Source organism: Serratia liquefaciens ATCC 27592 (assembly GCF_000422085.1).
Lineage (GTDB): Bacteria > Pseudomonadota > Gammaproteobacteria > Enterobacterales > Enterobacteriaceae > Serratia > Serratia liquefaciens.
This window is the reverse complement of sequence record NC_021741.1, coordinates 1,186,140-1,211,345: the sequence shown is the minus strand read 5'-3', so window position 1 is coordinate 1,211,345 and position 25,206 is coordinate 1,186,140. Positions and strand designations below refer to the sequence as shown.

The 25,206-nt window shown below is 56.3% G+C and carries 22 protein-coding genes; 10 read left to right on the top strand and 12 right to left on the bottom strand.

Annotated features, from left to right (window positions below):
* Positions 1-54: 54 nt before the first annotated feature.
* The 5 genes from M495_RS05590 to M495_RS05570 all read right to left on the bottom strand — a co-directional run bounded on the left by M495_RS05590 (position 55) and on the right by M495_RS05570 (position 4,569).
* Positions 55-798, bottom strand: a complete 744-nt coding sequence (locus tag M495_RS05590; protein WP_020825662.1) for a type 2 GTP cyclohydrolase I — start codon at positions 796-798, stop codon at positions 55-57.
* Between the two features lie 18 nt (positions 799-816).
* Positions 817-1,797 carry an MBL fold metallo-hydrolase gene (locus M495_RS05585; RefSeq protein ID WP_020825661.1) on the bottom strand — a complete coding sequence of 327 codons (981 nt, stop codon included), beginning with the start codon at positions 1,795-1,797 and terminating at the stop codon, positions 817-819.
* Positions 1,798-1,819: 22 nt separating this feature from the next.
* Entirely contained in the window at positions 1,820-3,250 is a 1,431-nt protein-coding gene (gene phrB, locus M495_RS05580) for a deoxyribodipyrimidine photo-lyase (RefSeq protein WP_020825660.1), read from the bottom strand.
* Positions 3,251-3,265: 15 nt separating this feature from the next.
* A complete protein-coding gene (locus M495_RS05575) occupies positions 3,266-4,219 on the bottom strand; it encodes a YbgA family protein (RefSeq protein ID WP_020825659.1) in 954 nt (317 codons plus the stop codon).
* Between the two features lie 143 nt (positions 4,220-4,362).
* On the bottom strand, positions 4,363-4,569 hold the full coding sequence (locus M495_RS05570) for a YbfA family protein (RefSeq protein WP_020825658.1): 207 nt from the start codon (positions 4,567-4,569) through the stop codon (positions 4,363-4,365).
* Positions 4,570-5,012: 443 nt separating this feature from the next.
* Between M495_RS05570 and M495_RS05565 the strand changes: the two genes are divergently transcribed.
* The 6 genes from M495_RS05565 (at position 5,013) to kdpE (ending at position 13,207) form a co-directional block, all read left to right on the top strand.
* Positions 5,013-5,102: a K(+)-transporting ATPase subunit F gene (locus M495_RS05565; protein ID WP_004949718.1), complete on the top strand. Its 90-nt coding sequence runs from the start codon at positions 5,013-5,015 to the stop codon at positions 5,100-5,102.
* A complete protein-coding gene (gene kdpA / locus M495_RS05560) occupies positions 5,102-6,790 on the top strand; it encodes a potassium-transporting ATPase subunit KdpA (protein ID WP_020825657.1) in 1,689 nt (562 codons plus the stop codon). Before M495_RS05565 ends, kdpA begins: the two co-directional genes overlap by 1 nt.
* Before the next feature lie 156 nt (positions 6,791-6,946).
* Positions 6,947-9,016 (top strand): potassium-transporting ATPase subunit KdpB, encoded by a 2,070-nt coding sequence (kdpB, locus tag M495_RS05555; RefSeq protein WP_020825656.1) that lies wholly within the window; start codon positions 6,947-6,949, stop codon positions 9,014-9,016.
* Positions 9,017-9,035: 19 nt separating this feature from the next.
* Positions 9,036-9,605 carry a potassium-transporting ATPase subunit KdpC gene (gene kdpC, locus M495_RS05550; RefSeq protein ID WP_020825655.1) on the top strand — a complete coding sequence of 190 codons (570 nt, stop codon included), beginning with the start codon at positions 9,036-9,038 and terminating at the stop codon, positions 9,603-9,605.
* Positions 9,606-9,805: 200 nt separating this feature from the next.
* Positions 9,806-12,499, top strand: coding sequence for a two-component system sensor histidine kinase KdpD (kdpD, locus tag M495_RS05545; RefSeq protein WP_020825654.1), 2,694 nt, complete (start codon positions 9,806-9,808; stop codon positions 12,497-12,499).
* An 18-nt stretch (positions 12,500-12,517) separates the two neighbouring features.
* On the top strand, positions 12,518-13,207 hold the full coding sequence (gene kdpE, locus M495_RS05540) for a two-component system response regulator KdpE (protein WP_020825653.1): 690 nt from the start codon (positions 12,518-12,520) through the stop codon (positions 13,205-13,207).
* Between the two features lie 69 nt (positions 13,208-13,276).
* Here kdpE and M495_RS05535 read toward each other — a convergent pair whose 3' ends face one another.
* From M495_RS05535 to seqA, 4 genes are all read right to left on the bottom strand, one after another.
* Positions 13,277-13,576, bottom strand: a complete 300-nt coding sequence (locus M495_RS05535; protein WP_020825652.1) for a DUF3861 domain-containing protein — start codon at positions 13,574-13,576, stop codon at positions 13,277-13,279.
* Positions 13,576-14,238 carry a PadR family transcriptional regulator gene (locus tag M495_RS05530; RefSeq protein ID WP_020825651.1) on the bottom strand — a complete coding sequence of 221 codons (663 nt, stop codon included), beginning with the start codon at positions 14,236-14,238 and terminating at the stop codon, positions 13,576-13,578. The genes M495_RS05535 and M495_RS05530 overlap by 1 nt, the downstream gene beginning before the upstream one ends.
* A gap of 187 nt (positions 14,239-14,425) precedes the next feature.
* Positions 14,426-16,069 (bottom strand): phosphoglucomutase (alpha-D-glucose-1,6-bisphosphate-dependent), encoded by a 1,644-nt coding sequence (gene pgm / locus M495_RS05525; protein ID WP_041415244.1) that lies wholly within the window; start codon positions 16,067-16,069, stop codon positions 14,426-14,428.
* 77 nt (positions 16,070-16,146) lie between these two features.
* Positions 16,147-16,686 (bottom strand): replication initiation negative regulator SeqA, encoded by a 540-nt coding sequence (gene seqA / locus M495_RS05520; RefSeq protein WP_020825649.1) that lies wholly within the window; start codon positions 16,684-16,686, stop codon positions 16,147-16,149.
* Between the two features lie 309 nt (positions 16,687-16,995).
* On the opposite strand from seqA, the gene ybfF reads away from it, so the two are divergent.
* The 4 genes from ybfF to fur all read left to right on the top strand — a co-directional run bounded on the left by ybfF (position 16,996) and on the right by fur (position 19,883).
* Complete coding sequence (ybfF, locus tag M495_RS05515) at positions 16,996-17,769, top strand: esterase (RefSeq protein ID WP_020825648.1); 774 nt, start codon at positions 16,996-16,998, stop codon at positions 17,767-17,769.
* Between the two features lie 291 nt (positions 17,770-18,060).
* Complete coding sequence (gene ybfE / locus M495_RS05510; protein WP_004949692.1) at positions 18,061-18,348, top strand: LexA regulated protein; 288 nt, start codon at positions 18,061-18,063, stop codon at positions 18,346-18,348.
* Between the two features lie 229 nt (positions 18,349-18,577).
* Positions 18,578-19,117, top strand: a complete 540-nt coding sequence (gene fldA / locus M495_RS05505) for a flavodoxin FldA (protein ID WP_020825647.1) — start codon at positions 18,578-18,580, stop codon at positions 19,115-19,117.
* A gap of 319 nt (positions 19,118-19,436) precedes the next feature.
* Positions 19,437-19,883 (top strand): ferric iron uptake transcriptional regulator, encoded by a 447-nt coding sequence (fur, locus tag M495_RS05500; protein WP_020825646.1) that lies wholly within the window; start codon positions 19,437-19,439, stop codon positions 19,881-19,883.
* A gap of 339 nt (positions 19,884-20,222) precedes the next feature.
* Here the strand turns inward: fur and M495_RS05495 are convergent, their stop codons facing one another.
* The 3 genes from M495_RS05495 to chiP all read right to left on the bottom strand — a co-directional run bounded on the left by M495_RS05495 (position 20,223) and on the right by chiP (position 24,738).
* On the bottom strand, positions 20,223-22,880 hold the full coding sequence (locus M495_RS05495; RefSeq protein WP_020825645.1) for a beta-N-acetylhexosaminidase: 2,658 nt from the start codon (positions 22,878-22,880) through the stop codon (positions 20,223-20,225).
* 14 nt (positions 22,881-22,894) lie between these two features.
* The gene (gene chiQ, locus M495_RS05490; protein ID WP_020825644.1) at positions 22,895-23,221 is read right to left on the bottom strand and encodes a ChiQ/YbfN family lipoprotein; all 327 of its coding nucleotides are present in this window, start codon (positions 23,219-23,221) and stop codon (positions 22,895-22,897) included.
* 113 nt (positions 23,222-23,334) lie between these two features.
* Positions 23,335-24,738, bottom strand: a complete 1,404-nt coding sequence (gene chiP / locus M495_RS05485; protein WP_020825643.1) for a chitoporin ChiP — start codon at positions 24,736-24,738, stop codon at positions 23,335-23,337.
* Positions 24,739-25,206: the final 468 nt, after the last annotated feature.

Here is a 25,206-nt window from a genome sequence, read left to right as displayed (position 1 = left end):
GCTATTAAAAGGATTCAGCCTCGGTATAAACCGGGCTGGATCCTCGGAGGGAAATCAGGCGGGATTCGGGATATCGATAAAGGTCACATCAAAACCATGCTGCTCAGCCAGCCATTCACCGAGTGCCTTGACGCCGCCGCGTTCAGTGGCATGATGCCCGGCGGCAAAAAAGTGAATGCCCATTTCACGCGCGCTGTGAATGGTTTGCTCAGAAACTTCCCCGGTGATGAAAGCATCGACACCAAATCGCGCGGCGCTGTCGATAAAGCCCTGACCGCCACCGGTGCACCAGGCCACACGGCGGATATGCGCCGGGGCGTTATCACCACAGTGCAGAACGGCCCGTCCGAGGCGGCTCTCAATACGTTGCTGCAGTTCAACGCCGGTCAGCGGCTGCTCGAATTCGCCATGCGGCACCAGCGGTTCCACTTCGCCAATCACCCGAATGCCCAGTTGATAAGCCAGCTGCGCGTTGTTGCCCAACACCGGATGCGCGTCCAGCGGCAGGTGATAAGCGTACAGGTTGATATCATTGCTCAACAACGTTTTCAGCCGATTGCGCTTCATGCCACGTACCGAGGGTGCCTCGTTTTTCCAGAAATAGCCGTGATGTACCACAACGGCGTCGGCCTGGTGTTCCACCGCCGCATCCAGCAGCGCCTGACAGGCGGTAACGCCGGTAACGATACGCTGCACATGGGGCCGCCCTTCCACCTGCAACCCATTAGGGCCGTAATCCTGAAACGCGACGGTATTCAGTTCGGTGTTGATCAACTTTTCAAGATCGAGGTTACGCATAAAAATTCTCTCTTCAATTCAAAATGTCTGGCGGTCGCCCTGTTCCATCAGGATAAATTTCACGCCCAGATCGTTGCCCTGTTCCAACTGCTGTTTGATGGTCGCCCGCACATCTTGCCCTTGCTTCAGACTGGGTTTGATATGGCTGATCACCACCGGGAAATCCTTCAGCGATCCTTCTCCCCCACTGTACTGGGTCAGGTTTTTCAACTCTTTCAACAACCATGCCGGCGTCAGGTGCCCGTAGAGATTTTTATCTTCAACCTCGTTGGGATAGGAGCTTTCGATGATCATGCCTTTCAGCTTTTTCTGCTCGATGAGCGGCCCCAACGCGCGCCAGGCGCCGTCCAGATTGCGCGACTGCTCAAGCGCATCCGGGCCGGTATCGCCGAAATAGGCGAAAGAGCCGCTGCGATCGGAGACCAGCATCATCGAAGAAGGATACCGATCGTGGCTGAGCGGATACATTACGCCGCTCAAACCGGTCACGCCCAAGGTCACACGCTGCTGCGGGCGCACGGTTTGCAGCCGGTAAGTCCCCAATCGCGATCCGTTGCCGGAATCGGTGAAGTTGGGCCAGGCCTTCCAGTTAAAGTAATGATTGCGCAGGGTCAGAATGGTATCGGCCTGGGCATAGATATTCTTCTTGCTGTCCTCCGGCGAACCGATAATCAACCCCGCCACGTGGTCCAGATGACCATGGCTGATAAAGTAAGCGCCGATCAGTTGGCGGAATACATAACCCTGCGGAGTATAAGGCGCCGCCAGTTCAGGGGTCACCTGCGGGAAACTCCCCTTCTCCAGCCCTTTAGCAATACCCGGTAACAACGAGCCGGCATCCAGCGCCAGATACTGCGGTTGGTTGTCGCTGCGGATCAGATAAGAGGTCAGATTGCCGTCGCTAACGCCGCCATCCACGCCCAGCGCCACCACGTCAAAACCGGCCAGCGCCAGGGCTGAATAGCCGCTCAGGCACAGGGCCAGCACCTTTTTCATCATTATTTCGCTCCTTGCTGTTGCCTTAATATTCCCCGCGCTTCGCCGCCTCAAAGGCCGCCAGCGTTTCCAGCCGCGCCTGCTTGTGGTCGACAATCGGCAGCGGATAATCCAGCACGCGCTGCTGTTGTTCTGCCCAGCGATGGGGTTGATGGATAGCATTGTCCGGTACATCCGCCAGCTCGGGCAACCATTTACGGATAAAAGTGCCTTGCGGATCAAAACGTTCGCCCTGAGTGGTCGGGTTAAAGATGCGGAAATACGGCGCGGCGTCGGTACCGGTGGAGGCCGCCCACTGCCAACCGCCGTTGTTGGCCGCCAGATCGCCGTCCAGCAGTTGCGACATGAAATAGCGCTCACCTTCGCGCCAGTCGATCAGTAAGTCTTTCACCAGAAAACTGGCGCTGATCATGCGTAACCGGTTATGCATCCAGCCGGTTTTATTCAATTGGCGCATAGCGGCATCAACGATCGGATAGCCGGTGGCGCCCTGCTGCCAGGCCTGCAGCAGCTCACGGTCGTTCCGCCAGCGTACCTTATCCGTCCAATCGATAAAGGGACGGTGCTTGCATAACGCAGGATAGGCCACCATCAAATGCCGATAAAACTCGCGCCAGATCAGTTCATTCAACCAGCTAAAAGCGCCGCCGTCGGGATTTTCCAGCACCTGTGGGCATTCAGCACGCAGGCGGTTAAAGCATTGGCGCGGTGACAACACGCCAATCGCCAAATAGGGCGACAGGCTGCTGGTACCGGCAATGGCCGGCAGATCGCGCTGCTTAAGATAGTCTTGCACCTGCTCCCGGCAAAAAGAACGTAATCGCTGCAAAGCCGCCTCTTCCCCGCTTGGAAAATCCCCGCTCGGCTCTGCCGGCGGATAATCGAACGCCTCGGGTACCGCAGGGGTGGGCAGTGCGCCACCGGCTCGCGGTTTTGGTGCGGGAACAGAGCGGATGTCGGATTCGGTCAGACGCTGGATAAAGGCTTTACGAAAAGGCGTATAGACCTTGTACATTTCACCGCCGCCGGTTTGCACGCTCCCCGGCGGCAGCAGCAGGCTGTCGTCGAAACTCTGGCAAATCACCTGCCCGGCTAAACGCTGTTCCAGCCGTTGGTCGCGCTGGCGCTCGTTGATTTCGTACTGGCGATTGTAAAACAGCGCATCCACCCGCTCCTGTGTGCAGTACGCCACCAGCCAATCCACTGCAGCTGAGAAGTCGTCGCATTGGTGATAGCTAAGGGGAATGCCGCGCTCGGCAAGGGCCTGCTGCACCTGCAGCAAACCCGCATGGATAAACGCCGCCTGACGTGGCGCCATTTGGTGCTGCTGCCATTGTTGCGGCGTGGCGATAAACACCGCCATCACCCGAGCTTCGGGATCGCTACAGGCGGCGTGCAGGGCTTTGTTGTCGGTGATACGCAAATCGTTACGCAACCAGACCAGATGTGTGGTCATAAAACTCCTTGTCAATCAGTGGCCATAACGCAGGCGCAGCGCCTCGGGATAGGGCTCGAAATAGCGTTGGTCGGCCAGATAACGATCGGGGTATTCGGCCATGTAATGTTTGAGCAGGGTTATCGGTGCCAACAACGGCTGCACGCCCTGCCGATAACGATCGATCAACTGCGCCAGTTCCTGGCGCTGCGCGGAGCTCAGATGATTGCGGAAATAGCCCTGCACATGCATCAATACGTTGGTGTGGTTACGACGGGTAGCCTTGTGCGCCAGCAGTTTCATCAGGCGACTGCGGTATTCGAGGGTGAAGGCTTCCAGCGAATCCCATTTATCGATGCCCGCCACAAAACGCCCAAGCTCCCGGTATTCCTGCTGCGAATGCGCCAACAGCGACAGCTTATAGCGACTGTGAAAGGCGATCAGGCCGCCGCGGCTCAGGCCTTTACGCCACAGCATGTTTAACTCATACAGCGCATAAACGCGTTCGACAAAGTTTTCCCGCAGTGTGGCGTCGTTCAGCCGCCCGTCCTCCTCCACCGGCAGCCAGGGCATTTGCCGCAGTAGCTCGGCGGTGAACAATCCGACGCCACTTTTACGCGCGCCGCTACCGTTCTCATCATACAGACGGACCCGCTCCATGCCGCAGCTTGGCGAGTTGGCGCAAACAATGTAGCCGCACAGGTGCTGCAAAGCGGCGATTCGCTGCTCGGAAAACTGCTGCATCCGCTCGGTTACGTCAATGCTATCGTCATTGCTGTGGCGCAGTGCCACGTGATGTTGTTTTTTGATCAACCGCAGCGCCGGGCGCGGGGTCGGTAAACCGATGGCCATTTCCGGGCAAATCGGCTCAAACCGCACAAAAGGGGCCAGTTGTTCCACCGCAAAGGCCAGCCGTTTATGGCCGCCGTCAAAACGCACCGTCTCGCCAAGCAGGCAAGCGCTGATACCGACCGGAATTTTGTCACTCATTGATAGGCTCCCGCAGCGTTGGATGTGACTAAAAGTGTAGAAGAATTCGCGCTATGACACGAACGCTATCGACACCATGCCCGAACCGCAGCCATAAAAAAACCCCCGCTGGAGAGCGAGGGTTTTCGTTGGGCAAGCTGCGATCAGTAGAAATCGCAGGACGCCAGTTCCGCCTGTTGCAGCCAGACCGGCTTATCGCTGGTTTTTGACCAGACGCGGTGCAAATAGCTGTAAAAACGGGCGCGGTCGCTGCGGAACAGCATTACCGGTAAAGCCAACACACCTGCCAGGATCACTGCGCTGCGGCGCAGGAGAATCCGATGCAATGAATAAGCGTGATAAGTAGACATGCGAACCTCCTCAAAAACGCCTGGCCGTTGATTTACTGCGAAACAGCGCTGGCGTAAACAATAGAAACAAGACCATTTGGTAACTGGACAAAATTTTAGCGCAATTGATGAAAGTTTACTACTCATCCGACCACTGAATCGCACAAAAAATCGCAAATAATTCGCCTAATCCGTAATTTTGTTACATCAAGGTTAATAATTAACTAATCATTGGTTACATTGTGGTTATTTATACCCTGTTTACGCAAACCTTCATCTTCACGCCCCCAAACAGGAGTCCAATCGCGCTACGCCCCCCAAAATCGAGGCTAAAAAGCCATTTTCTGCTGTAATTTCAGCCATTTTTATACTTTTTTTACACCGGCCAACGCTATTTTTTCATCTTCTTTCTACCGCCCTCCCTACACTCGCTCTATCAAAAACTACACCTCTGGAGGTGTCCCGTGAGTATCAGCGTTATTGGTGGTGCGCTGTTGGTTCTGCTGCTGTTGGGCTATCTGGTTTATGCCCTGTTCAATGCGGAGGATTTCTGATGGCAGCTTCAGCCTTTTTATTGATTGCCAGCTTCCTGCTGGTGCTTCTGTTGCTGGCGCGACCGTTGGGCGGTTTCCTGGCACGCCTGATTGAAGGAGAGCCGCTGCCGGCGCTGCGTCGGCTGGAAGCCGGCATTTGGCGTTGCTGTGGCACAACCCCCGCCGAAATGAACTGGTGGCAATACGCACTGGCGATCCTGTGGTTTAACCTGCTCGGTCTGGTGCTGCTGTTCGCGTTGCTGATGGCACAAGGCTCGCTGCCGCTTAACCCACAGGGCTTCCCCGGCCTGTCCTGGGATCTGGCGTTCAATACCGCGGTCAGCTTTGTCACCAACACCAACTGGCAAGCCTACAGCGGTGAAAGCACTCTCAGCTATCTCAGCCAAATGGCCGGCCTGGCGGTGCAGAACTTCCTGTCCGCCGCGACCGGTATCGCCGTGGCCTTCGCGTTGATCCGCGCCTTCACCCGTCGTTCCAGCGCCACTATCGGCAACGCCTGGATCGATATGTTCCGCGTGACGCTGTATGTGCTGCTGCCGATTTCGCTGTTGATCGCTTTGTTCTTCGTCAGCCAGGGCACGCTGCAAAACTTCCTGCCCTACCTGCACATCAACACGCTGGAAGGCGCGCAGCAGACGCTGCCGATGGGGCCAGTGGCCTCTCAGGAAGCGATCAAGATGCTCGGCACCAATGGCGGCGGTTTCTTCGGCGCCAACTCGGCTCACCCGTTCGAAAACCCGACCGTGCTGACCAACTTTGTGCAAATGCTGGCGATCTTCCTGATCCCCTGCGCGTTGTGTTTTGCTTTCGGTCAGGTTGCCGGTGAAAACCGCCAGGGCCACGCGCTGATCTGGGCGATGGCGCTGATCTTCGTGGTTGCCGTGGTGGTGGTGATGTTCGCCGAACTGGCGGGTAACCCTCATCTGGGCGAATTGGGCAGTGCCAGCAACATCAATATGGAAGGCAAGGAGTCGCGCTTTGGCATTCTCGCCACCAGCCTGTTCTCGGTGGTGACCACCGCGGCGTCCTGCGGTGCGGTGAATGCGATGCATGACTCCTTCACCGCGCTGGGCGGCATGGTGCCGATGTGGCTGATGCAGATTGGCGAAGTGGTGTTTGGCGGTGTGGGCTCGGGCCTGTACGGCATGCTGTTGTTCGTCCTGCTGACGGTGTTTATTGCCGGGCTGATGATCGGGCGCACACCGGAATACCTGGGCAAAAAGATCGACGTCTACGACATGAAAATGACCGCTCTGGCGATCCTGGTCACGCCGACGCTGGTGCTGTTGGGCACGGCACTGGCCATCGCCACCGACGCCGGTCGTGCAGGCATCCTTAACCCGGGCGCGCACGGCTTCAGCGAAGTGCTGTATGCGCTGTCTTCCGCCGCCAACAACAACGGTAGCGCCTTTGCCGGCCTGAGCGTCAATACGCCGTTCTATAACCTGCTGCTGGCCTTCGCCATGTTCGTCGGCCGCTTTGGGGTGATCCTGCCGGTGCTGGCCATTGCCGGTTCGCTGTGTGCGAAGAAACGTCAGCCGGCGGGCAACGGTACTCTGCCAACCTACGGGCCGCTGTTTATCGGTCTGCTGATCGGCACCGTGCTGCTGGTGGGCGCATTGACCTTCGTACCGGCGCTGGCGCTGGGACCGGTGGCCGAACATTTGCAACTTTGGCTGGCCAAATAACAGGCGCATTCCCGTCGCCTTTCGAGCCGCAGCGTTGTTACCTGGCACTCGCTCACCCCAGTTACTTACTCAAGTAAGCGCCTGGGGATGAGCGAGTTGGGTGCCTAGCTGCAACTCGAAATCCATAGGGAATGAAATAAAGAGAGAGATTAAGTGATGACTCGCAAACAACGTGCGCTGTTTGAACCGGCACTGGTCCGTACCGCGCTGATCGATGCGCTGAAAAAGCTGGATCCACGCACCCAGTGGCGTAACCCGGTGATGTTCGTGGTGTATATCGGCAGCATCCTGACTACGGCCATCTGGCTGGCGATCCTCGCCGGACAGACCGACGGCAGCGCGGCTTTCACCGGCAGCATCGCGCTGTGGCTGTGGTTCACCGTGCTGTTCGCCAACTTTGCCGAAGCGCTGGCCGAAGGGCGCAGCAAAGCCCAGGCGGAAAGCCTGAGGGGCACCAAGAAAACCAGTTGGGCGAAAAAATTGGCCGCGCCGCGCCGTGATGGTGCCACCGAGAAAGTGTCCGCCGAAAGCCTGCGCAAGGGTGACATCGTACTGGTGGAAGCCGGCGATACCATCCCCTGCGACGGCGAAGTGCTGGAAGGTGGCGCCTCCGTGGACGAAAGCGCCATTACCGGCGAATCCGCCCCGGTGATCCGCGAATCCGGCGGTGACTTCTCGTCGGTGACCGGCGGTACCCGCGTGCTGTCCGACTGGCTGGTGGTGCAGTGCAGCGTCAATCCGGGCGAAACCTTCCTCGACAGGATGATCGCCATGGTGGAGGGCGCCAAACGGCGTAAAACCCCAAACGAAGTAGCGTTGACCATTCTGCTGGTCGCACTGACCATCGTGTTCGTGCTGGCGACCGCGACGCTGTTTCCGTTCTCGCAGTACAGCGTGGACGCCGCCAACGGCGGTTCGGTAGTCACCATTACCGTGCTGGTGGCGCTGCTGGTCTGCCTGATCCCTACCACCATCGGCGGGTTGCTGTCGGCCATTGGCGTGGCCGGGATGAGCCGAATGCTGGGGGCCAACGTGATCGCCACCAGCGGGCGCGCGGTGGAAGCCGCTGGTGACGTTGATGTGCTGCTGCTGGACAAAACCGGCACCATTACGCTGGGTAACCGTCAGGCCTCCGAGTTCTTGCCTGCGCCGGGCGTGAAGGAGCAAGATCTGGCCGACGCGGCCCAACTGTCATCCCTGGCGGACGAAACGCCGGAAGGCCGTAGCATCGTGGTGCTGGCGAAGCAACGCTTCAACCTGCGCGAACGTGACCTGCAGGCGCTGAACGCCACTTTCGTGCCCTTCTCCGCCCAAACGCGCATGAGCGGCGTCAACGTGCAGGACCGGATGATCCGCAAAGGCGCGGTGGACGCCATTCGTCGTCACGTGGAGTCCAATCAGGGCCACTTCCCGCAGGCGGTGGACGAGCTGGTCGCCAGCGTGGCGCGCACTGGCGGTACGCCGCTGGTGGTAGCGGAAGGCCCGCGCGTATTGGGCGTGGTAGCGCTGAAGGATATCGTCAAAGGCGGCATTAAAGAGCGTTTCGCCGAGCTGCGTAAAATGGGCATCAAAACGGTGATGATCACCGGTGATAACCCACTGACCGCCGCCGCGATCGCCGCCGAAGCCGGGGTAGACGACTTCCTGTCGGAAGCGACGCCGGAAGCCAAGCTGGCGTTGATTCGCCAATATCAGGCGGAAGGCCGTCTGGTAGCGATGACCGGTGACGGCACCAACGACGCCCCAGCGCTGGCTCAGGCTGATGTGGCGGTGGCGATGAACTCAGGCACTCAGGCCGCTAAAGAGGCGGGCAACATGGTCGATCTGGATTCTAACCCGACCAAGTTGATTGAAGTGGTGCACATCGGCAAACAAATGCTGATGACGCGCGGTTCATTGACCACCTTCAGCATCGCCAACGACGTGGCCAAGTATTTCGCCATTATCCCGGCGGCGTTTGCGGCAACCTATCCGCAGCTTAACGCCCTGAACGTGATGCATTTGCACTCCCCGGCCTCCGCCATTATGTCGGCGGTGATCTTCAACGCCCTGGTGATCGTATTCCTGATCCCGCTGGCGCTGAAAGGGGTGAGCTATAAACCGATGAGCGCCGCTGCACTGCTGCGACGCAACCTGTGGCTCTATGGCGTGGGCGGTCTGTTGGTGCCTTTTGTCGGCATCAAGCTGATCGACCTGATCCTGGTCGCCTTGCACATCGCCGGTTAATCATTGAGAGGAAATGAAAATGTCTTATTTACGCCCTTCGTTGGTGATGTTGATTCTGCTGACGTTGATTACCGGTATCGCCTACCCGTTGCTGACGACCGGACTTTCGCAACTGCTGTTTTCCGGCGCGGCCAATGGTTCGCTGCTGTATCAGGGCGATAAGGTGGTCGGCTCCGCGTTAATCGGCCAAAACTTTACCAAACCCGAGTATTTCTGGGGCCGCCCTTCTGCCACCGGCGATTCGGCCTATAATGCGATGGCGTCCGCCGGCAGCAACCTGGCCGCCACCAACCCGGCGCTGGATAAAGCCATCGCCGAGCGTGCCGCGCAATTGCGTCTGGTCAACCCGGCGATGAAGGGCCCGATCCCGGTCGATCTGCTGACGGCCTCGGGAAGCGGACTGGATCCGCAGATCTCTCTCGCGGCGGCGCAATATCAACTGGCCCGGGTTGCGGCGGCGCGCCAACTACCGCCGGAGCAAATCGCCAAGCTGATTGATCAAAGCACCGATCAGGCCACCCCCAACTTTATGGGCGAGTCGGTGGTAAACGTGCTGAAATTGAACCTGGCGCTCGACGCATTGAAATAATCCGTTGCGTGTTAAAGGATAAGTATCGGGTTCGGCGTGCCGAACCCGATATATATACCCAAAATAATTCGAGTTGCTTGTAGGCGGTAACTGAGTGAATCCCCAGGAGCTTACTCAAGATCGTTCCTGGGGTGAGTGAAGGCAGCCAACACCCAAGCAGCTTGCAGTATGACGGGTACATTGCTGCAAAAGGAACTCCGATGGTGGATGAGGAACAACAACGCCCTGACCCTGACAGCCTGCTGGCGCTGGCCAATGAAAAGCCCCGCGGCCGGTTGAAGGTTTTCTTCGGCGCCTGTGCCGGGGTGGGCAAAACCTACGCCATGCTGCAGGAAGCCCAGCGGCTGCGCAGCCAGGGGTTGGACGTGCTGGTCGGCGTGGTGGAAACCCATGGCCGCAGCGAAACCGCAGCGCTGCTGAATGGCTTGGATCTGCTGGCACAAAAACGCATCCAGCATCGCGGACGCTTAGTGCAGGAATTTGACCTCGATGCCGCGCTGGCACGCCACCCGGCACTGATCCTGATGGATGAGCTGGCGCACAGTAACGCCTACGGTTCGCGTCATCCGAAGCGCTGGCAGGATGTGGAAGAGCTGTTGGACGCCGGTATCGACGTGCTGACCACCGTCAATGTCCAACATCTGGAAAGCCTGAACGACGTGGTCGGCGGCGTGACCGGCGTGCGGGTACGTGAAACGGTGCCCGATCACGTGTTCGACGAGGCCACCGAGGTGGTGCTGGTTGACCTGCCGCCAGACGATCTTCGTCAGCGATTAAATGAAGGCAAGGTGTACATTCCCGGCCAGGCCGAGCGCGCCATCGAGCACTTTTTCCGCAAGGGCAATCTGATCGCGCTGCGCGAACTGGCGCTGCGCCGCACCGCCGACCGGGTCGATGACCAGATGCGCGCCTTTCGCGATACTCAGGGCCGCGAGCGGGTATGGCACACTCGCGACAGCATTTTGCTGTGCGTGGGGCATAGCAGCGGCAATGAGAAACTGGTGCGTATCGCGGCGCGGCTGGCGGCCCGATTGGGTTGCCACTGGCACGCGGTATATGTAGAAACACCGAAACTGCACCGCTTGCCGGAGAATCAACGCCGGGCGATCCTGCGGGCGCTGCGGCTGGCGCAGGAGCTGGGGGCTGAAACCGCCACCCTGTCTGAACCTTATGAAGAACGTGCAGTGTTGCGCTATGCCCGCGAACATAACCTGGGCAAAATCATTATCGGCCGCCGCAGCGAACAACGCTGGAAACTGCGCGGCAGCTTTGCCGATCGTCTCGGTCGCCTGGGACCCGATCTCGATCTGGTGATCGTCGCGCTGGAAAACGACACCCCTGCACCGCAGGGGAAAGAACATGATGGCCGCAACTTTACCGAAAAATGGCGCATGCAATTACGCGGCTGCGCCGTGGCCGTTGCACTCTGCGCCCTGATTACCCTGCTCTCCCAATGGTTGTTGCCGGGCTTTGACCAGGCCAACCTGGTGATGGTGTATCTGCTCGGGGTGGCGATCGTCGCGCTGTTCTTCGGTCGTTGGCCCTCGGTACTGGCGGCGGTGATTAACGTCGCCAGCTTTGATCTGTTTTTCGTCCAGCCTGAATGGTCGTTTGCCGTCAGCGATATGCAGTATCTGCTGACCTTCGGCGTCATGCTGATCGTCGGCATCACCATCGGCAACCTGACCGCTGGCGTGCGTTATCAGGCGCGAGTGGCCCGTTATCGTGAGCAAAGAGCTCGGCACCTGTATGAAATATCTCGTGGGCTCAGCCAGGCGCTGACCACCGAAGATATCGCCAAAACCAGCCGCCACTTCCTTTCCAGCAGCTTCCAGGCCAAAACCGTCCTGCTGCTGCCGCAGGAAGACGGCAAGCTGCAGCAAATGGTTGGCGAAACGGGCGGGCTGCTGTCGGTGGATGAGGCTATCGCCCGTTGGAGTTTCGACAAGGGCATGCCGGCCGGCGCCGGTACCGACACCTTGCCTGGCGTGCCTTACCAACTGCTCCCGCTCACCACGTCGAAACAAACCTTCGGCCTGCTGGCTATCGAACCCAGTAACCTGCGCCAACTGATGGTGCCGGAACAACAGCGGCTGCTGCAAACCTTTGCGGTGCTGATCGCCAGCGCACTGGAACGATTGCATCTGGCGCGCAGCGCCGAGGAAGCCAAACTGGACGCCGAGCGGGAGCAGCTGCGCAACTCGCTGCTGGCGGCGCTGTCCCACGATTTGCGCACACCGCTGACGGTGCTGTTCGGCCAGGCGGAAATTCTGACGCTCGATCTGGCCGCGGAAGGCTCCAACCATGCTCCGCAGGCCAGTCAGATCCGCCAGCAGGTATTGAGCACCACCCGGCTGGTGAACAACCTGCTGGATATGGCACGCATTCAATCCGGTGGCTTTAATCTGCGAAAAGAGTGGCAGTCGCTGGAGGAGATCGTCGGCGCTTCGCTGCACATGCTGGAACCGCTGATGACCCAACACCAGATCAAGGTTGAGCTGCCGCCGGAGCTGATATTGGTCAACTGCGACGGCAGCCTGCTGGAGCGGGTTTTCACTAACCTGTTGGAAAATGCCAATAAATACGCCGGTATCGATGCTACTATCGGCATTCGCGCCCATACGCTGCCCGACTGGTTGGAAGTCGAAGTCTGGGACGATGGCCCAGGCATTCCTGAAGGGAAAAAACAGCTTATCTTCGATAAGTTTTCCCGCGGCAATAAAGAGTCGGCCATTCCCGGCGTAGGTTTGGGGTTAGCGATTTGCCGTGCCATTATTGAAGTGCACGGCGGCCGCATTTGGGCGGAAAACGGCGCTAACGGCGGTGCCAGCTTCCGCTTTGTGCTGCCGCTGGAAAAACCACCGGAAATAGACAGCGAAGCCTTTGATCTCTAACCAACTCCAGGGAGCCTTGTGAGCAGCACGCCAACCAATATTCTGATTGTCGAAGATGAGAAAGAGATCCGGCGCTTCGTCCGTACCGCGCTCGAAAGTGAGGGGCTACGGGTGTTTGAAAGCGAAACGCTGCAGCGCGGGCTGATTGAAGCCGGCACGCGCAAGCCGGATCTGATTATTCTCGATTTAGGGTTGCCGGACGGTGACGGGCTTAACTATATCCGCGATCTACGCCAGTGGAGCGCCATTCCGGTGATTGTGCTGTCGGCGCGTAATGCCGAAGAAGACAAAATTGCCGCGCTGGACGCCGGGGCGGATGACTATCTCAGCAAACCGTTTGGCATCGGCGAACTGCTGGCCCGCGTGCGAGTCGCCTTGCGCCGCCATTCAGGCAGCCTACAGGAAAGTCCGTTGGTCAGCTTTTCCGAAATCACCGTCGATCTGATCAACCGCCGGGTACTGCGCCAGGGTGAAGATCTGCATCTGACACCGATAGAGTTTCGCCTGCTGGCCGAACTGCTGGCCAACTCCGGCAAGGTAATCACCCAGCGTCAGCTATTAAGCCACGTCTGGGGACCGAACTACGTCGAACACAGCCACTATCTGCGAATTTATATGGGGCATCTGCGGCAAAAACTGGAGGCCGATCCGGCCCGGCCAAAACACTTGCTGACCGAAACCGGCGTCGGTTACCGCTTTATGCCATGAGGTGAAACGGCGCAGCATACGGTTAAGCTGATGCAAAATTCGATTAAACGGGTGCAGCATGTGGCACCCCTACACGTTTTGGCCTTTCTTCAGCCCAACCATAAATTCTTTGAACGCCTCGCGCAGCGGGGCAAACACCGGGTGCTTGCGGTTTTCGATCATCACTTCAGAGAACAGCTTCAAGCCGACGGCGAAGGCCGCGCTGTTATTCTCGCCAAAGTTCAGATCTTCGCGCGCTTTGATGCGCTCAACGATGCCAAGAATATCGTCGTGGTTTTCCACCTCAAAACTCAGTGGCGTTTTCTCAACGGGCTCGCCTTGGCGATCGCTCAGGGCTTCAACGGTAATGCGGAAACGGTGGCCAGGCATCAGTTGTTTTCCTTATCTGTATCTGTTGGAGCAATGTTCATTTCACTTTCAATTGCCGCCACCGCGGTGAGCAGCGCCGCATTGATGCGTTCGACCTGCTGTGGCGAAAGATCGGCGCGCATCACATTGCCACGCAACAAACTGCGCAGGCGGTTCATGGCGTCGGAGATGCCTTCCGCCAGATTGCCATGATGATGGTGGCCGCGACCGGCACCGGCCAAACGGGCCAGGATCACATCGACGACGGCCTGGTGTTTTTGTAATTCACTCTGGCCCAGCTCGGTGATCTGATAGCTTTTACGGCCGTTGCCGCTGGTGATCGGCTCGAGGAAATCCTGCTCTTCCAGCAGCGTCAGTGTCGGATAAATCACCCCTGGGCTTGGCACATAGAGACCGGAAGACGCCTCGTCGATCGCCTTGATCAGTTCGTAACCGTGGCTCGGTTTACGCGCCACCAGCGCCAGCAGCACCAGCCGCAGATCGCCGTGTTCAAACATGCGGTAACGGCCGCCACGACCGCCGCGCCCTCCCCGGCCATGCTCTTCACCATGGTCGCCGCCAAAATGATGGCGACCGCCACGACGACGATGGTGATGTTCGTGCCCTTCTTCGCTGTCATGGCGGCAGCCGTGACGACGGTGTAAATCTAAACGGTGAAACATAGTCTGTACCTCGCATTGGATAATCAGTTGACGAGGTGATTTAGATATATCTAAGTCACTTCGATATATCTAATCTAGATCGATATATCTAAATGCGCAAGAGGGGAAGAATGAAAAAGATATATCTAAATTGCAGGCATAAAAAAAGCGCTGTTTTTACAGCGCTTTTTTTCAAGGGAGAGAGGCCTTACTTGGCAGAAGCCAGCACTTCGCTGACGATTTCTACCGCTTCGTGCTCGATCTTTTCACGGTGCTCAGCACCGAGGAAGCTCTCACAGTAAATCTTGTAGGCTTCTTCGGTCCCTGAAGGACGTGCTGCGAACCAACCGTTGTCGGTCATCACTTTCAGGCCACCAATCGATGCGCCGTTGCCCGGTGCCGCCGTCAAACGTGCGGTAATAGGATCACCCGCCAGAGTATCGGCCTTGACCATTTCCGGTGACAGCTTGGACAACGCCGCTTTCTGCGCAGAAGTTGCCGGTGCCTGAATGCGGTTGTAGCTCGGGGCACCAAAACGCTTGGCCAGGTCTTCGTAGTGATGCTGCGGATTTTCTCCGGTCACTGCGGTGATTTCCGCAGCCAACAGGCACATGATGATACCGTCTTTATCAGTAGACCACGGGGTAGCATTGAAACGCAGGAACGAAGCCCCTGCGCTCTCTTCGCCGCCAAAGCCCAGGCTACCGTCATGCAGGCCATCAACGAACCATTTGAAGCCCACCGGCACTTCCACCAGCTTGCGGCCCAAATCAGCCACCACGCGGTCAATCATCGCGCTGGAAACCAGCGTCTTGCCTACCGCTACGTTAGCACTCCACTGTGGACGATGCTGGAACAGATAGTTGATGGCAACCGCCAGATAATGGTTCGGGTTCATCAGCCCCGCAGGCGTAACTATGCCGTGGCGGTCGTAATCCGGATCGTTGGCAAACGCCAGGTCAAACTTGTCGCGCAATGCCAGCAGGCCACCCATCGCCGGTTCTGAAGAGCAGTCCATACGGATCACACCGTCGTGGTCCAGGTGCATAAAGCGGAAGGTCTGATCGATAGAATCGTTCACCAGCGTCAGATCCAGCTTGTAATGCTCGGCGATACGCTGCCAGTAGGCGATGCCGGAACCGCCGAGCGGATCGACACCCAGCTTCAGGCCGGCACGCTGAATCGCAGGCATATCAACCACGTCCACCAGCCCTTCAACATATGGCTGCACCAGGTCCTGTGCATGCACACGGCCGCTGGCCCAGGCCTTATCCAGCGATTGACGCTGAACGCCTTTCAGCTGCAGAGACAGCAATTCATTGGCGCGCTTTTCAATCACCGAGGTCAGATTGGTGTCCGCCGGGCCGCCGTTGGTCGGGTTATATTTGATGCCGCCATCTTCAGGCGGATTGTGGGACGGGGTGATCACGATGCCGTCGGCCAATGCCCCACCGTTACGGTTGTGGCACAGGATGGCATGGGAGACCGCAGGCGTTGGCGTGAAGCCGTTATTTTCCTGCACGATCACATCAACGCCGTTGGCGCTCAACACTTCCAGCACTGAAATGAAGGCAGGCTCCGACAGCGCATGGGTGTCTTTACCCACGTAGCATGGACCGGTCACACCCTGTTGATGACGCACCTCGGCAATCGCCTGCGCGATCGCGAGAATGTGGGCTTCGTTAAAACTGTGGCGCAGCGCACTGCCGCGATGGCCTGAAGTCCCGAACTTGACCGCGTGTGCGGCGTTGCCCGCTTCCGGTTGCAGTACATAGTACTGCGACGTCAGCTGGGCTACGTTGATCAAATCGCTTTGCTGAGCCGGCTGCCCGGCACGTGGGTTATTCGCCATCGACATATCTCCCTAATCCCTGTCCTGCGGCCTGGCAATATGTCGCTCACGGCCACCATGACGGGCTGTTCGCTAAATTAGATAGTGCCGCAAACTTTTTCAGTCAGTTCCGTCGGGAACTGCATAGCCTGCATGATGTGTTCAACCATGCTGCGTTTGCGACCGGTATTGGTATTGGTGATCACCCAGTAAGGCGTGCCCGGAACGTGCTTTGGCTTGGTGTGCGTTCCGTTCGCCAACAGGGTTTGCTGATCGCCGGCAAAATAGGTACGGGTACGGCCATGCAACGCATCGGTGGCGCTGGCAAAGCCGGCCGCATCGAGGGTATACAGGGTGGAAAGTACCAGCATAAAACGGTTCACCGCTTTGCTCTGCTCGGCATACTCATCCGACAACAACAGCTCACGCACGGCACGCACGCGATCGCGCGGGCGCGACACGGCGACGATCTTATCCTGTTCGGCGCTCTGAGCGCTGGCGGCCGGCGCTGCACGTAACGGCTGGCCTGCGGTAAATTTCAACATACGGCGCAAAATATCGGACGCGCTCTCACCAATATGTTGCGTGTGGCTGGCAATATAGCGGTAGAGCTCTTCGTCGACTTCAATAGTTTTCATCTTTATCCAGTACTGTTTTTTTCTACTTAGAACCTGAAGCCAGATCCGGCATTCAAGCCATGGGATTATAAGGTTAAAAGCGCAGAGGCGAACATAACAATGTGCCCCAATGCGGCAAAAGCAGACTATTACCTATAGCCCACCGGACACCGGCGCTGCCAAACCTGCACCTTATCATGAAAAATCCACGTTTTATCCTATGGATTTTAAGTTGCAGCAAGTACCGCGAACAACGCTGCCGCTTGAAAGGCGACGGGTTTATTCATCGAGTGTTTTAATCATGATAACCTAATCTGAATCTCTCTCAGTATGAACTTCGCCATGAAATTACATTATCAACTGCTGGCCACCGAGTCCGATGCACTGCCGGTGATCCTGATCCACGGGCTGTTTGGCAATTTGGACAACCTGGGCGTGCTGGCGCGCGACCTGAACCAGCAGCACAGCGTAGTTAAAGTCGATCTGCGCAACCACGGCCTGTCACCGCGTTCTGAGGTCATGACCTACCCGGAGATGGCGCAGGATCTGCTGACGTTGCTGGACGATTTGCAGTTGGAGAAGGTCATTGTCATTGGCCACTCGATGGGCGGCAAAGCGGCCATGGCGCTGACGGCAATCGCCCCGCAGCGCGTGGAGAAGCTGATCATCATTGACGTTGCGCCGGTGGACTATCAAACGCGCCGCCACGACGAAATTTTTGTCGCGTTGCAGGCGGTGAGCGCCGCCGGCATTACCCAACGCCAGCAGGCGGCGGAATTGATGCGTGGCTACCTGAAAGAGGAAGGCGTGATCCAGTTCCTGCTGAAATCCTTCCATCAAGGCGAATGGCGTTTCAATCTGCCGGTGCTGATCGAAGAGTACGAGAACATCACCGGCTGGCAGGAAGTGCCGGCCTGGCCTCACCCGACGCTGTTTATCCGCGGCGGCCTGTCGCCTTACGTGCAGGACAGCTATCGCGAAGATATTGCCCGTCAATTCCCGCAGGCTCGCGCTCACGTCGTTGCCGGTACCGGACACTGGGTTCATGCGGAAAAACCGGAGGCGGTGTTGCGCGCCATTCACCGCTTTCTCGGCGAAGCCTGAGTCGCGCCAGGCCCGACAAATGGGCCGTTTCTCTCCCAAAGTCACCATCTGATGAAAAAACGCGCTAAAGATAACGGCTTAGCGCGTTTTCGGCTCAGTTAAGCATTGTCGTCGCTCTACCTGCTGGGGTAATATGGCGCGCTATAATTTTGCCGCCGTGCCGAGCGTGTTCGCTAACGTCAGGCTGGGGTGAATTTGGGTTAGGGTTTATTGGCCCGAAGTGTGTTAACCGAACCGTCCGGAAGCGTGTAAGCGCTTTTTGATGCAAACTCCCTTGCAGTACCGCTACCTATGGCAAAAGAACAAACGGATCGCACGACGCTGGATCTGTTCGCAGATGAACGCCGTCCGGGGCGCCCGAAAACCAACCCGCTATCCCGAGATGAACAGCTTAGAATCAATAAGCGTAATCAGCTTCGACGCGATAAAGTCCGTGGCTTACGGCGTGTGGAACTGAAGATCAATGCGGATGCGGTGGACGCCCTGAACAAACTGGCGGAACAGCGTAATATCAGCCGCAGCGAGCTTATTGAGCAAATGCTGCTGGCACAACTGGCGGACGAGCAGCCAGAACATTGATCATTGCAGCCGCACATGCGGCGCGGCGTTAAGGATGACGCCCGATCAACACCGCTTTATTCCACCCGGCATCGCATTAAAGTGATAAATACCCGGGGTAAATTTCTGGCATGATACGCACTTACCGGTAAGAGATAACCTCTTGCCATGGCATCATTTTAATCGGTGTTATCGTAGTCAACGCTAACATCGTGAATGCAATTTATTGAATTTAAAGGTTATACGCGATATGGCTAATGTAGGCATTTTCTTTGGCAGCGACACTGGCAATACCGAAAACATTGCCAAGATGATCCAGAAAATTCTTCAGCAGCAGTTTGGTAAAGATGTGGCTGAAATTCATGACATCGCCAAAAGCAGCAAAGAAGATCTGGAAGCTTTCGATATCCTGCTGCTCGGTATCCCAACCTGGTACTACGGCGAAGCGCAGTGCGACTGGGACGATTTCTTCCCAACGCTGGAAGAAATTGACTTCAACGGCAAGCTGGTTGCGCTGTTCGGCTGTGGCGATCAGGAAGACTACGCAGAGTATTTCTGTGATGCGATGGGTACCATTCGCGACATCATTGAACCGCGTGGCGCCGCGATCGTAGGCCACTGGCCAACCAAGGGTTACCACTTTGAAGCCTCCAAAGGCTTGGTTAACGACAGCCATTTCATCGGCCTGGCCATTGACGAAGATCGCCAACCTGAGCTGACCAACGAACGTGTCGAAGGCTGGGTAAAACAAATCGTCGAAGAGCTGAGCCTGGCCGAAATCGTCGGGTAACGCCAAAGGTTGAACAAAAGCCCTGCAAAGTGCATAGTGTGCCGGCAGGGCCATCATTGGCAGTACAAATTACTGCAATAGAAGCTACAGATTTGTAACTTCCCACACCATCAAGGTAGACTGAGTTTTCGGTTTATCCCATTCATCAAGACGTTGCATGTATAACATGCAATTGTGCAATTATAGCTTTGTTAACAACCGGCGGTTTCCATTTAGAGCAACCGGTTCTATAATGAGACGCAATTAACTCTTTGTGCCGACCGATGCCAAAGGCGAGAACGCCTCAACTTGATTAGCATAGTAACAGGACTGAATCCGCATGACTGACAACAACACCGCATTGAAGAAGGCCGGCTTAAAAGTCACGCTTCCGCGACTCAAAATCCTGGAAGTACTGCAAAATCCGGAATGCCATCACGTCAGTGCGGAAGATCTGTACAAAAAACTGATAGATATGGGCGAAGAAATTGGCCTGGCTACGGTTTACCGCGTACTGAACCAATTTGATGATGCCGGCATTGTGACCCGTCACAACTTCGAAGGCGGCAAGTCCGTGTTCGAATTGACCCAGCAACATCACCACGATCACCTGATTTGCCTGGATTGCGGCAAAGTGATCGAATTCAGCGATGAGTCTATCGAAGTGCGTCAGCGTGATATCGCCAAACAACACGGCATCAAGCTCACCAACCACAGCCTGTACCTGTACGGCCACTGTGAAACAGGTGACTGCCGCGAAGACGACACCCTGCACGACAAAAAATAATGTCCTAACCGGCATTGAGAACCGCCTTAACGGCGGTTTTTTTGTGCCTGCGATAATAGGATAAAAAATCCCCGGACAGGCCGGGGAAAGTTCACAGCGTTAAATACAACAATTGCAGCGGCACTTCTCTACAGCACTTCTCTCGCTTCCCACTTACACTCTCAGCACTACCCCACCCGCCGACACGCGGATGAGCAACAGAGCTTGGTTCGGTATTAACAGGTACCGGCAATCCCGGAAAAAACGCAACCGATAGTCAAATTCATGTCCGATTACGCCGGACGCTGCCCTGGTCGAGTAACAACGGCCCGCCTGCGAACAGGGGGCCGAGTTTCAGGTTTACACTTTCTCAGCGCGACTGTAACGCTTGCCGTCCGGGCTCACCGCGCGGATCAGTACCTCACCGCTAACCCCAGGCTTGGCCTTGGCATCGTAACGTTGCCATTGTTTGCCACCGTCGGTGGAATATTCAATGCCCAGACCCGGCAGCGAAATATTGGCTTCCAGCTTGCCCCCCACCACTCGGGCGCCTGGCACCGGCAACCGGTAGTTCACGCCACCTTTGTCCAGTTTTGCCAGCTCACGCTGACCGAGCAGGTTGGAAAAGCGCAGCCAATCGCGGTCCAGCTTCTTGGTATCGATGAAGTGGGTTTCGCCGCCTTTATACTCCCGGCCCGCCCGGTAATCCTGCTCCCACTCTGCCCGGTGCCATGCGCGCTCGGCCACCGACAGCGAACGAGGGAAGATCATGTACTCCATTTGCTCGTCGGTACGCTGGGTTTCGCTCCACATCTGCGCGGAAATACCGTAAGCCCCCGGCCAGGGCTTGTCGCTCTTGGCGGTAAAGTGATTACCATCGCGATCAACCGAGGTTTCGGCGTTTTGCGGCAGGTTGTTTGGCGCAAAGCTGAACATTTTCTGTTCATCGCTGAAACGCGTTCCCCAGTAGTAACCACGCTCGTCCGGGTTCACCTCATACGGGAAGTCCATGTAGACATAATCCGGGTTTGAAAGGATCAGTTCGTAGCCCTTGTTCGCCCAGTCGTTGGCACTGTCGAACCCGCCCCAATACAGCGTATCCCAGAAGTTAACCCCGACACGCTGGGTAGCAAAGGCCTTGGCGTTTTTGGCATCTTTCAGGCCATCCTGCCAGGCTTGCATTCTGTCGATCCCATGCGCTTTCACCAATTGGCTGACTTCTACTCCGAAGTAGCTTGGCAGGTGCTCCATATCGGCGACCTTGCCATCTTTGATCATCGCCTGGCAGACCTGAGATTTTGCCCATGGCTTGTCTTCTTTGCTCTGATCGATGATGCCTTTGCCGGCTTCCGGCTTGTTCACATCGGTATAACCAGCACCTAACCGGATGTTTTTCGCCTCGTCACCGCCAAAGTGCCAGGTACTCAGCGGCTGCCCGGCCTCTTTATGCATCTGGGCAATCTCGCCGATCACCTTGTCAACAAAACGTTTGGATGAATCCAGGCAAGGGTTGAGATAGCTTTGGCGGTTGAAGTACTGCACCGAGGTGGTGTTAGAGGTATCGGTTGGATCCACTAAACGGAACTCGTTGGCCTCTTGTTCTTTACCGGCGGCATGCAGTTTCTTATAGCGCGCTTCCATTGAGACCACCGCCGCACGGGCATGCGCCGGCATATCGATTTCCGGGATCACTTCAATCTGGCGCGCCTTGGCGTACTTGATAATGTCGATGTAATCCTGGCGAGAGAAGAAGCCGCCATAAGCCTCCGGACCCTGTCCATACTGCGGCAACAGGCAGGTGGTTTCGCTCAAGTCGTGGCAACGCTGCCCACCGACTTCGGTCAGTTCCGGCAAGCCCGGAATGGCGATGCGCCAACCTTCGTCATCACTCAGATGGAAGTGGAATTTATTGAGCTTGTACGCCGCCATTTGGTCCAGCAAGCGCAACACCGCATCCTTCTGGTGGAAGTTACGTGCGACATCCAGGAAGATGCCACGATACTGGAAGCGCGGCGCATCTTTGGCCTCCAGCGTAGCGATTTTGGCGCTACCTTCGGTAGGCACTAATGACAAGATGGACTGCAGGCCATAGAACACCCCGGTCTGATCGAAACCAATGACTCGCGCTTCCTGCTTGCCGATGATCAATTCATAAGCGCCTGGTACCGCCAACTCGCCTTTGAATTTTCCCGGTTGAATATCGGTCTTGATCGGATAACCGGCTGCGTTACTGGTTATTCCCAACAGCGCGAAACGCTGGGCTACGGCGTCCGCCGCCGGTTTGGACAATGCGCTCAGCTCCAATGCAACGCCTTTGCTCAGATCAACATCCTGCGCATGCACTTTAACCTGCAACGGCGTTGGCACTATCTGACCGCGTAACGACGCGGTGGGTAAGGTTTTTAGCTCGGCGTTTTTCGTAAAGCGCGAGGCCGGCGTCATCAGGATGTTATTGTCGTCTTTGGTACGCTTCCACTGGTCGCCGGTAAAGGGCGCAACGAACTGGTTCAGATCTTCGGTATCGGTATTGACCAGAATTTTAGGCTTTGCATCGCCCGAGGTGGCGTACCAGCGTGGCACGAAGTCGGTTTTAAACAGTTGCCAATATTCAGTGATAATCGGGATCTCTACCGTTTTCCCCGCAGGGAAGCCGGTAAATTTGTCGGTAGGTTCCAGCTTGTACAGATCACCGGTCAGGTGAGATATCTTGAACTTGTCGTTATCCACACGCAGGGTCTGACGGGCGCTGTGGAAGTAAATCGCCCAGTCCTGACCCTTGATCTCCTGATTGTCGTTGGTCAGGCCGATCAGCACCTTGTTGCAAGCCGCCCAGTCGGCACCCAGCTTGCCGCAATCCAGACCGTTTTCGGCTGCCCGGTTATCGACCATTTTCAAATTCAGTTTCAACTGGCTCAGTTGATCCACCAGCGGCTGATTGGCCATCGCGTTCCCCACGCTGCCAAATAACCCAATGGTTGCCGTCAGTGCGGCAAGCGCGCTCAATTTGAATTTATTCATTTTTATCATCGTCCTTAATTGTTGTTATCGCGGATCTCTTTCCAAATCTGGCCACATTTGGCGTCATAGGCCTGGCCGTTACCGCTATGAACTGCCTGAATGCAGTTTTGATAATCCATCACCCGCACCGTTTCTTTCTCGGCGAACTGTTGATGCTGTTTCTCTTGTTTCAGTACGTTCAGCACTGCCTGGCATGACTGCAATTTTTCCGGTGAGCCCTCCGCGGTGTTGATACAGGCGCTGTAGGCCTGTTTCAATTTGGCATCTTCCGGCGGTGCCGCAGGCTGTACACAGGCGCTCAACGTGGCTACCGCAGCCAACATCATCATGATTTTTTTCATCGTGTTATTCCCGTTAAATGACCCCGGCGCTGCCGCCGGGGAATATACCCGCCATCTTTCAAGCCGCAGCGTCGTTATCTGCACCAGCTGCAACTCGAAAGCTCTAGGTAGGTTTAGAAAATGGTGAATGGCGCGATAACCATGAATTTGACGTCTTTCTCGTCCTGGAAGATGTTGCCGTAACCCCCGCCCCAGCTTGGGATATTGGTGTGGTTGTCGTATTGGGTGTAGTGCAGTTTCAGCAGCGTGCCTTTGGCGCGGCCTTCCTGAATGGTGTACATGGCGTCCAGGCTCCAGGCGCTCTCTTTCAGACGCTGGCTCTGATCGTACATAGGGTTGGTGCTCGGTTTGGCGTCCCAGGCATAAACGTAAGAACCGCCCACCGCCATGCCCGGCAGGTTCCAGTTGCTCAGGTCATACATCACCCCGGCATAAACCGCTTTTTCGCCGTTGGCGTTAAAGTCGGAACGGTTATCCCACCACACGTCGAGACGGCCATTAGAAGAAGCGTAGGTTGGCGTCATACGCTGCAGGAAGTAGCCCTGGTTGCCTTCGGCCTTGACCATGGTCCCTTCCAGGCGCCAGTTGAACTGGCCAGTGGTGTAACCAAAGGTCAGTGCCTGCAGCCAGGCCAGGCCGTCGTAAATACTGTTCGGGTCGTTCTTGTCGTTAATGCGGTCTTCGGTGCCATAGAATTGGTAACTGGTGGTGAGCGGGTTGCCTACCAGATCGAATTTATAAGATGCCTTGGTGAAGTACTGATTCACATAGCCCTGGGCTTGGCCGAATGCCGCCTCCAGCACCAAATCGTTTTTGAAGTCGTATTTGGCACCCAGCGAGTGCAGATAGGAGACACCGGTTTTTTTATCGTTCTGGCGGAAGTCGTCCATCTCGATATGCCATGGCGCTTTATATTTATTGGTCCACATATAAGAGAAGCTCAACTCACCGGCATCGCCGTAGTCAAACTTGGCACCGGCCTCTGCACCCTGATAGGTGCCGGGCATAAAGCTCCAATGCGGCGCCAACAGAGTTTGGCCACTTGGCTGGATATAACCGCCACGTGCCCAGACGGGGCCATATTTGAATTTACCGGCGGCTTTATACAGGCTGATGCCGCCTTTGTCGCCGGAGTAGTCTTCATCGTAGGTACGGTTTTTGGAAGAGAACGCGATTTCATTCGGGTGGCCGCTGGCGCTGGATTCAGCCAGCTCGATGGCGGTAAAGGCGCCGACGTCCAGGCCGAACATGTCCCAGGCATAGCCCGAGGCAAAATCCAGGCTCAGGTTGGCCGTCGAATGCGACAAGTTGGTGGTGTATTTATTGTAATCGTCACTGGTCGGATTGAGATCTTTACGGTCACGCTCACGTTGCCAGTAATATACGCCGCCGGTCATCGTGGAATCATCGATAAATCCTGCGGCTTTCGCCTCAGGGGCCATGGCAAACCCTGTTCCCAACAGCGCACCCGCGACTGCGAGCGCCAGCGTTTTACGCTGAGCACCGTGCGTACCCATAATGAAATTCCTCTTTGACTTAACTTTAAAAGTTGCAGCCGCCCGTGTTCACCACTGCCCTGCACGACTGCCAATAAAAACCCAATCGGGTAAAAAAAATTGCTGACAGGGCTAAAACCCCACAGCACTTATTGCTACAGACAGACTATTTTTCGCGACGCGAATTATCAAATGAAATATCAGAGAGATTTGTCAAAGTATGACAAAGAGCACATATCGATGAGATTTTGTTACGCGGCTATGCAAGGAGAGTGTCGAATAAAAAATTCAATAAAATCAGAATAAATAATGATATGAGGTCAATATAAGACGATTAATGGTTTCAGCCGAATCAAAAAAGTCAGCCAGAGGAAAAAATATGAGAGCGCTCTCCAGATGACATTAATTCGCATCACGAATATATAAGACAATGTTATATGAGTGATGATTTATATCAAGAAATTACGGATACAACGGCCAGATAAAAAT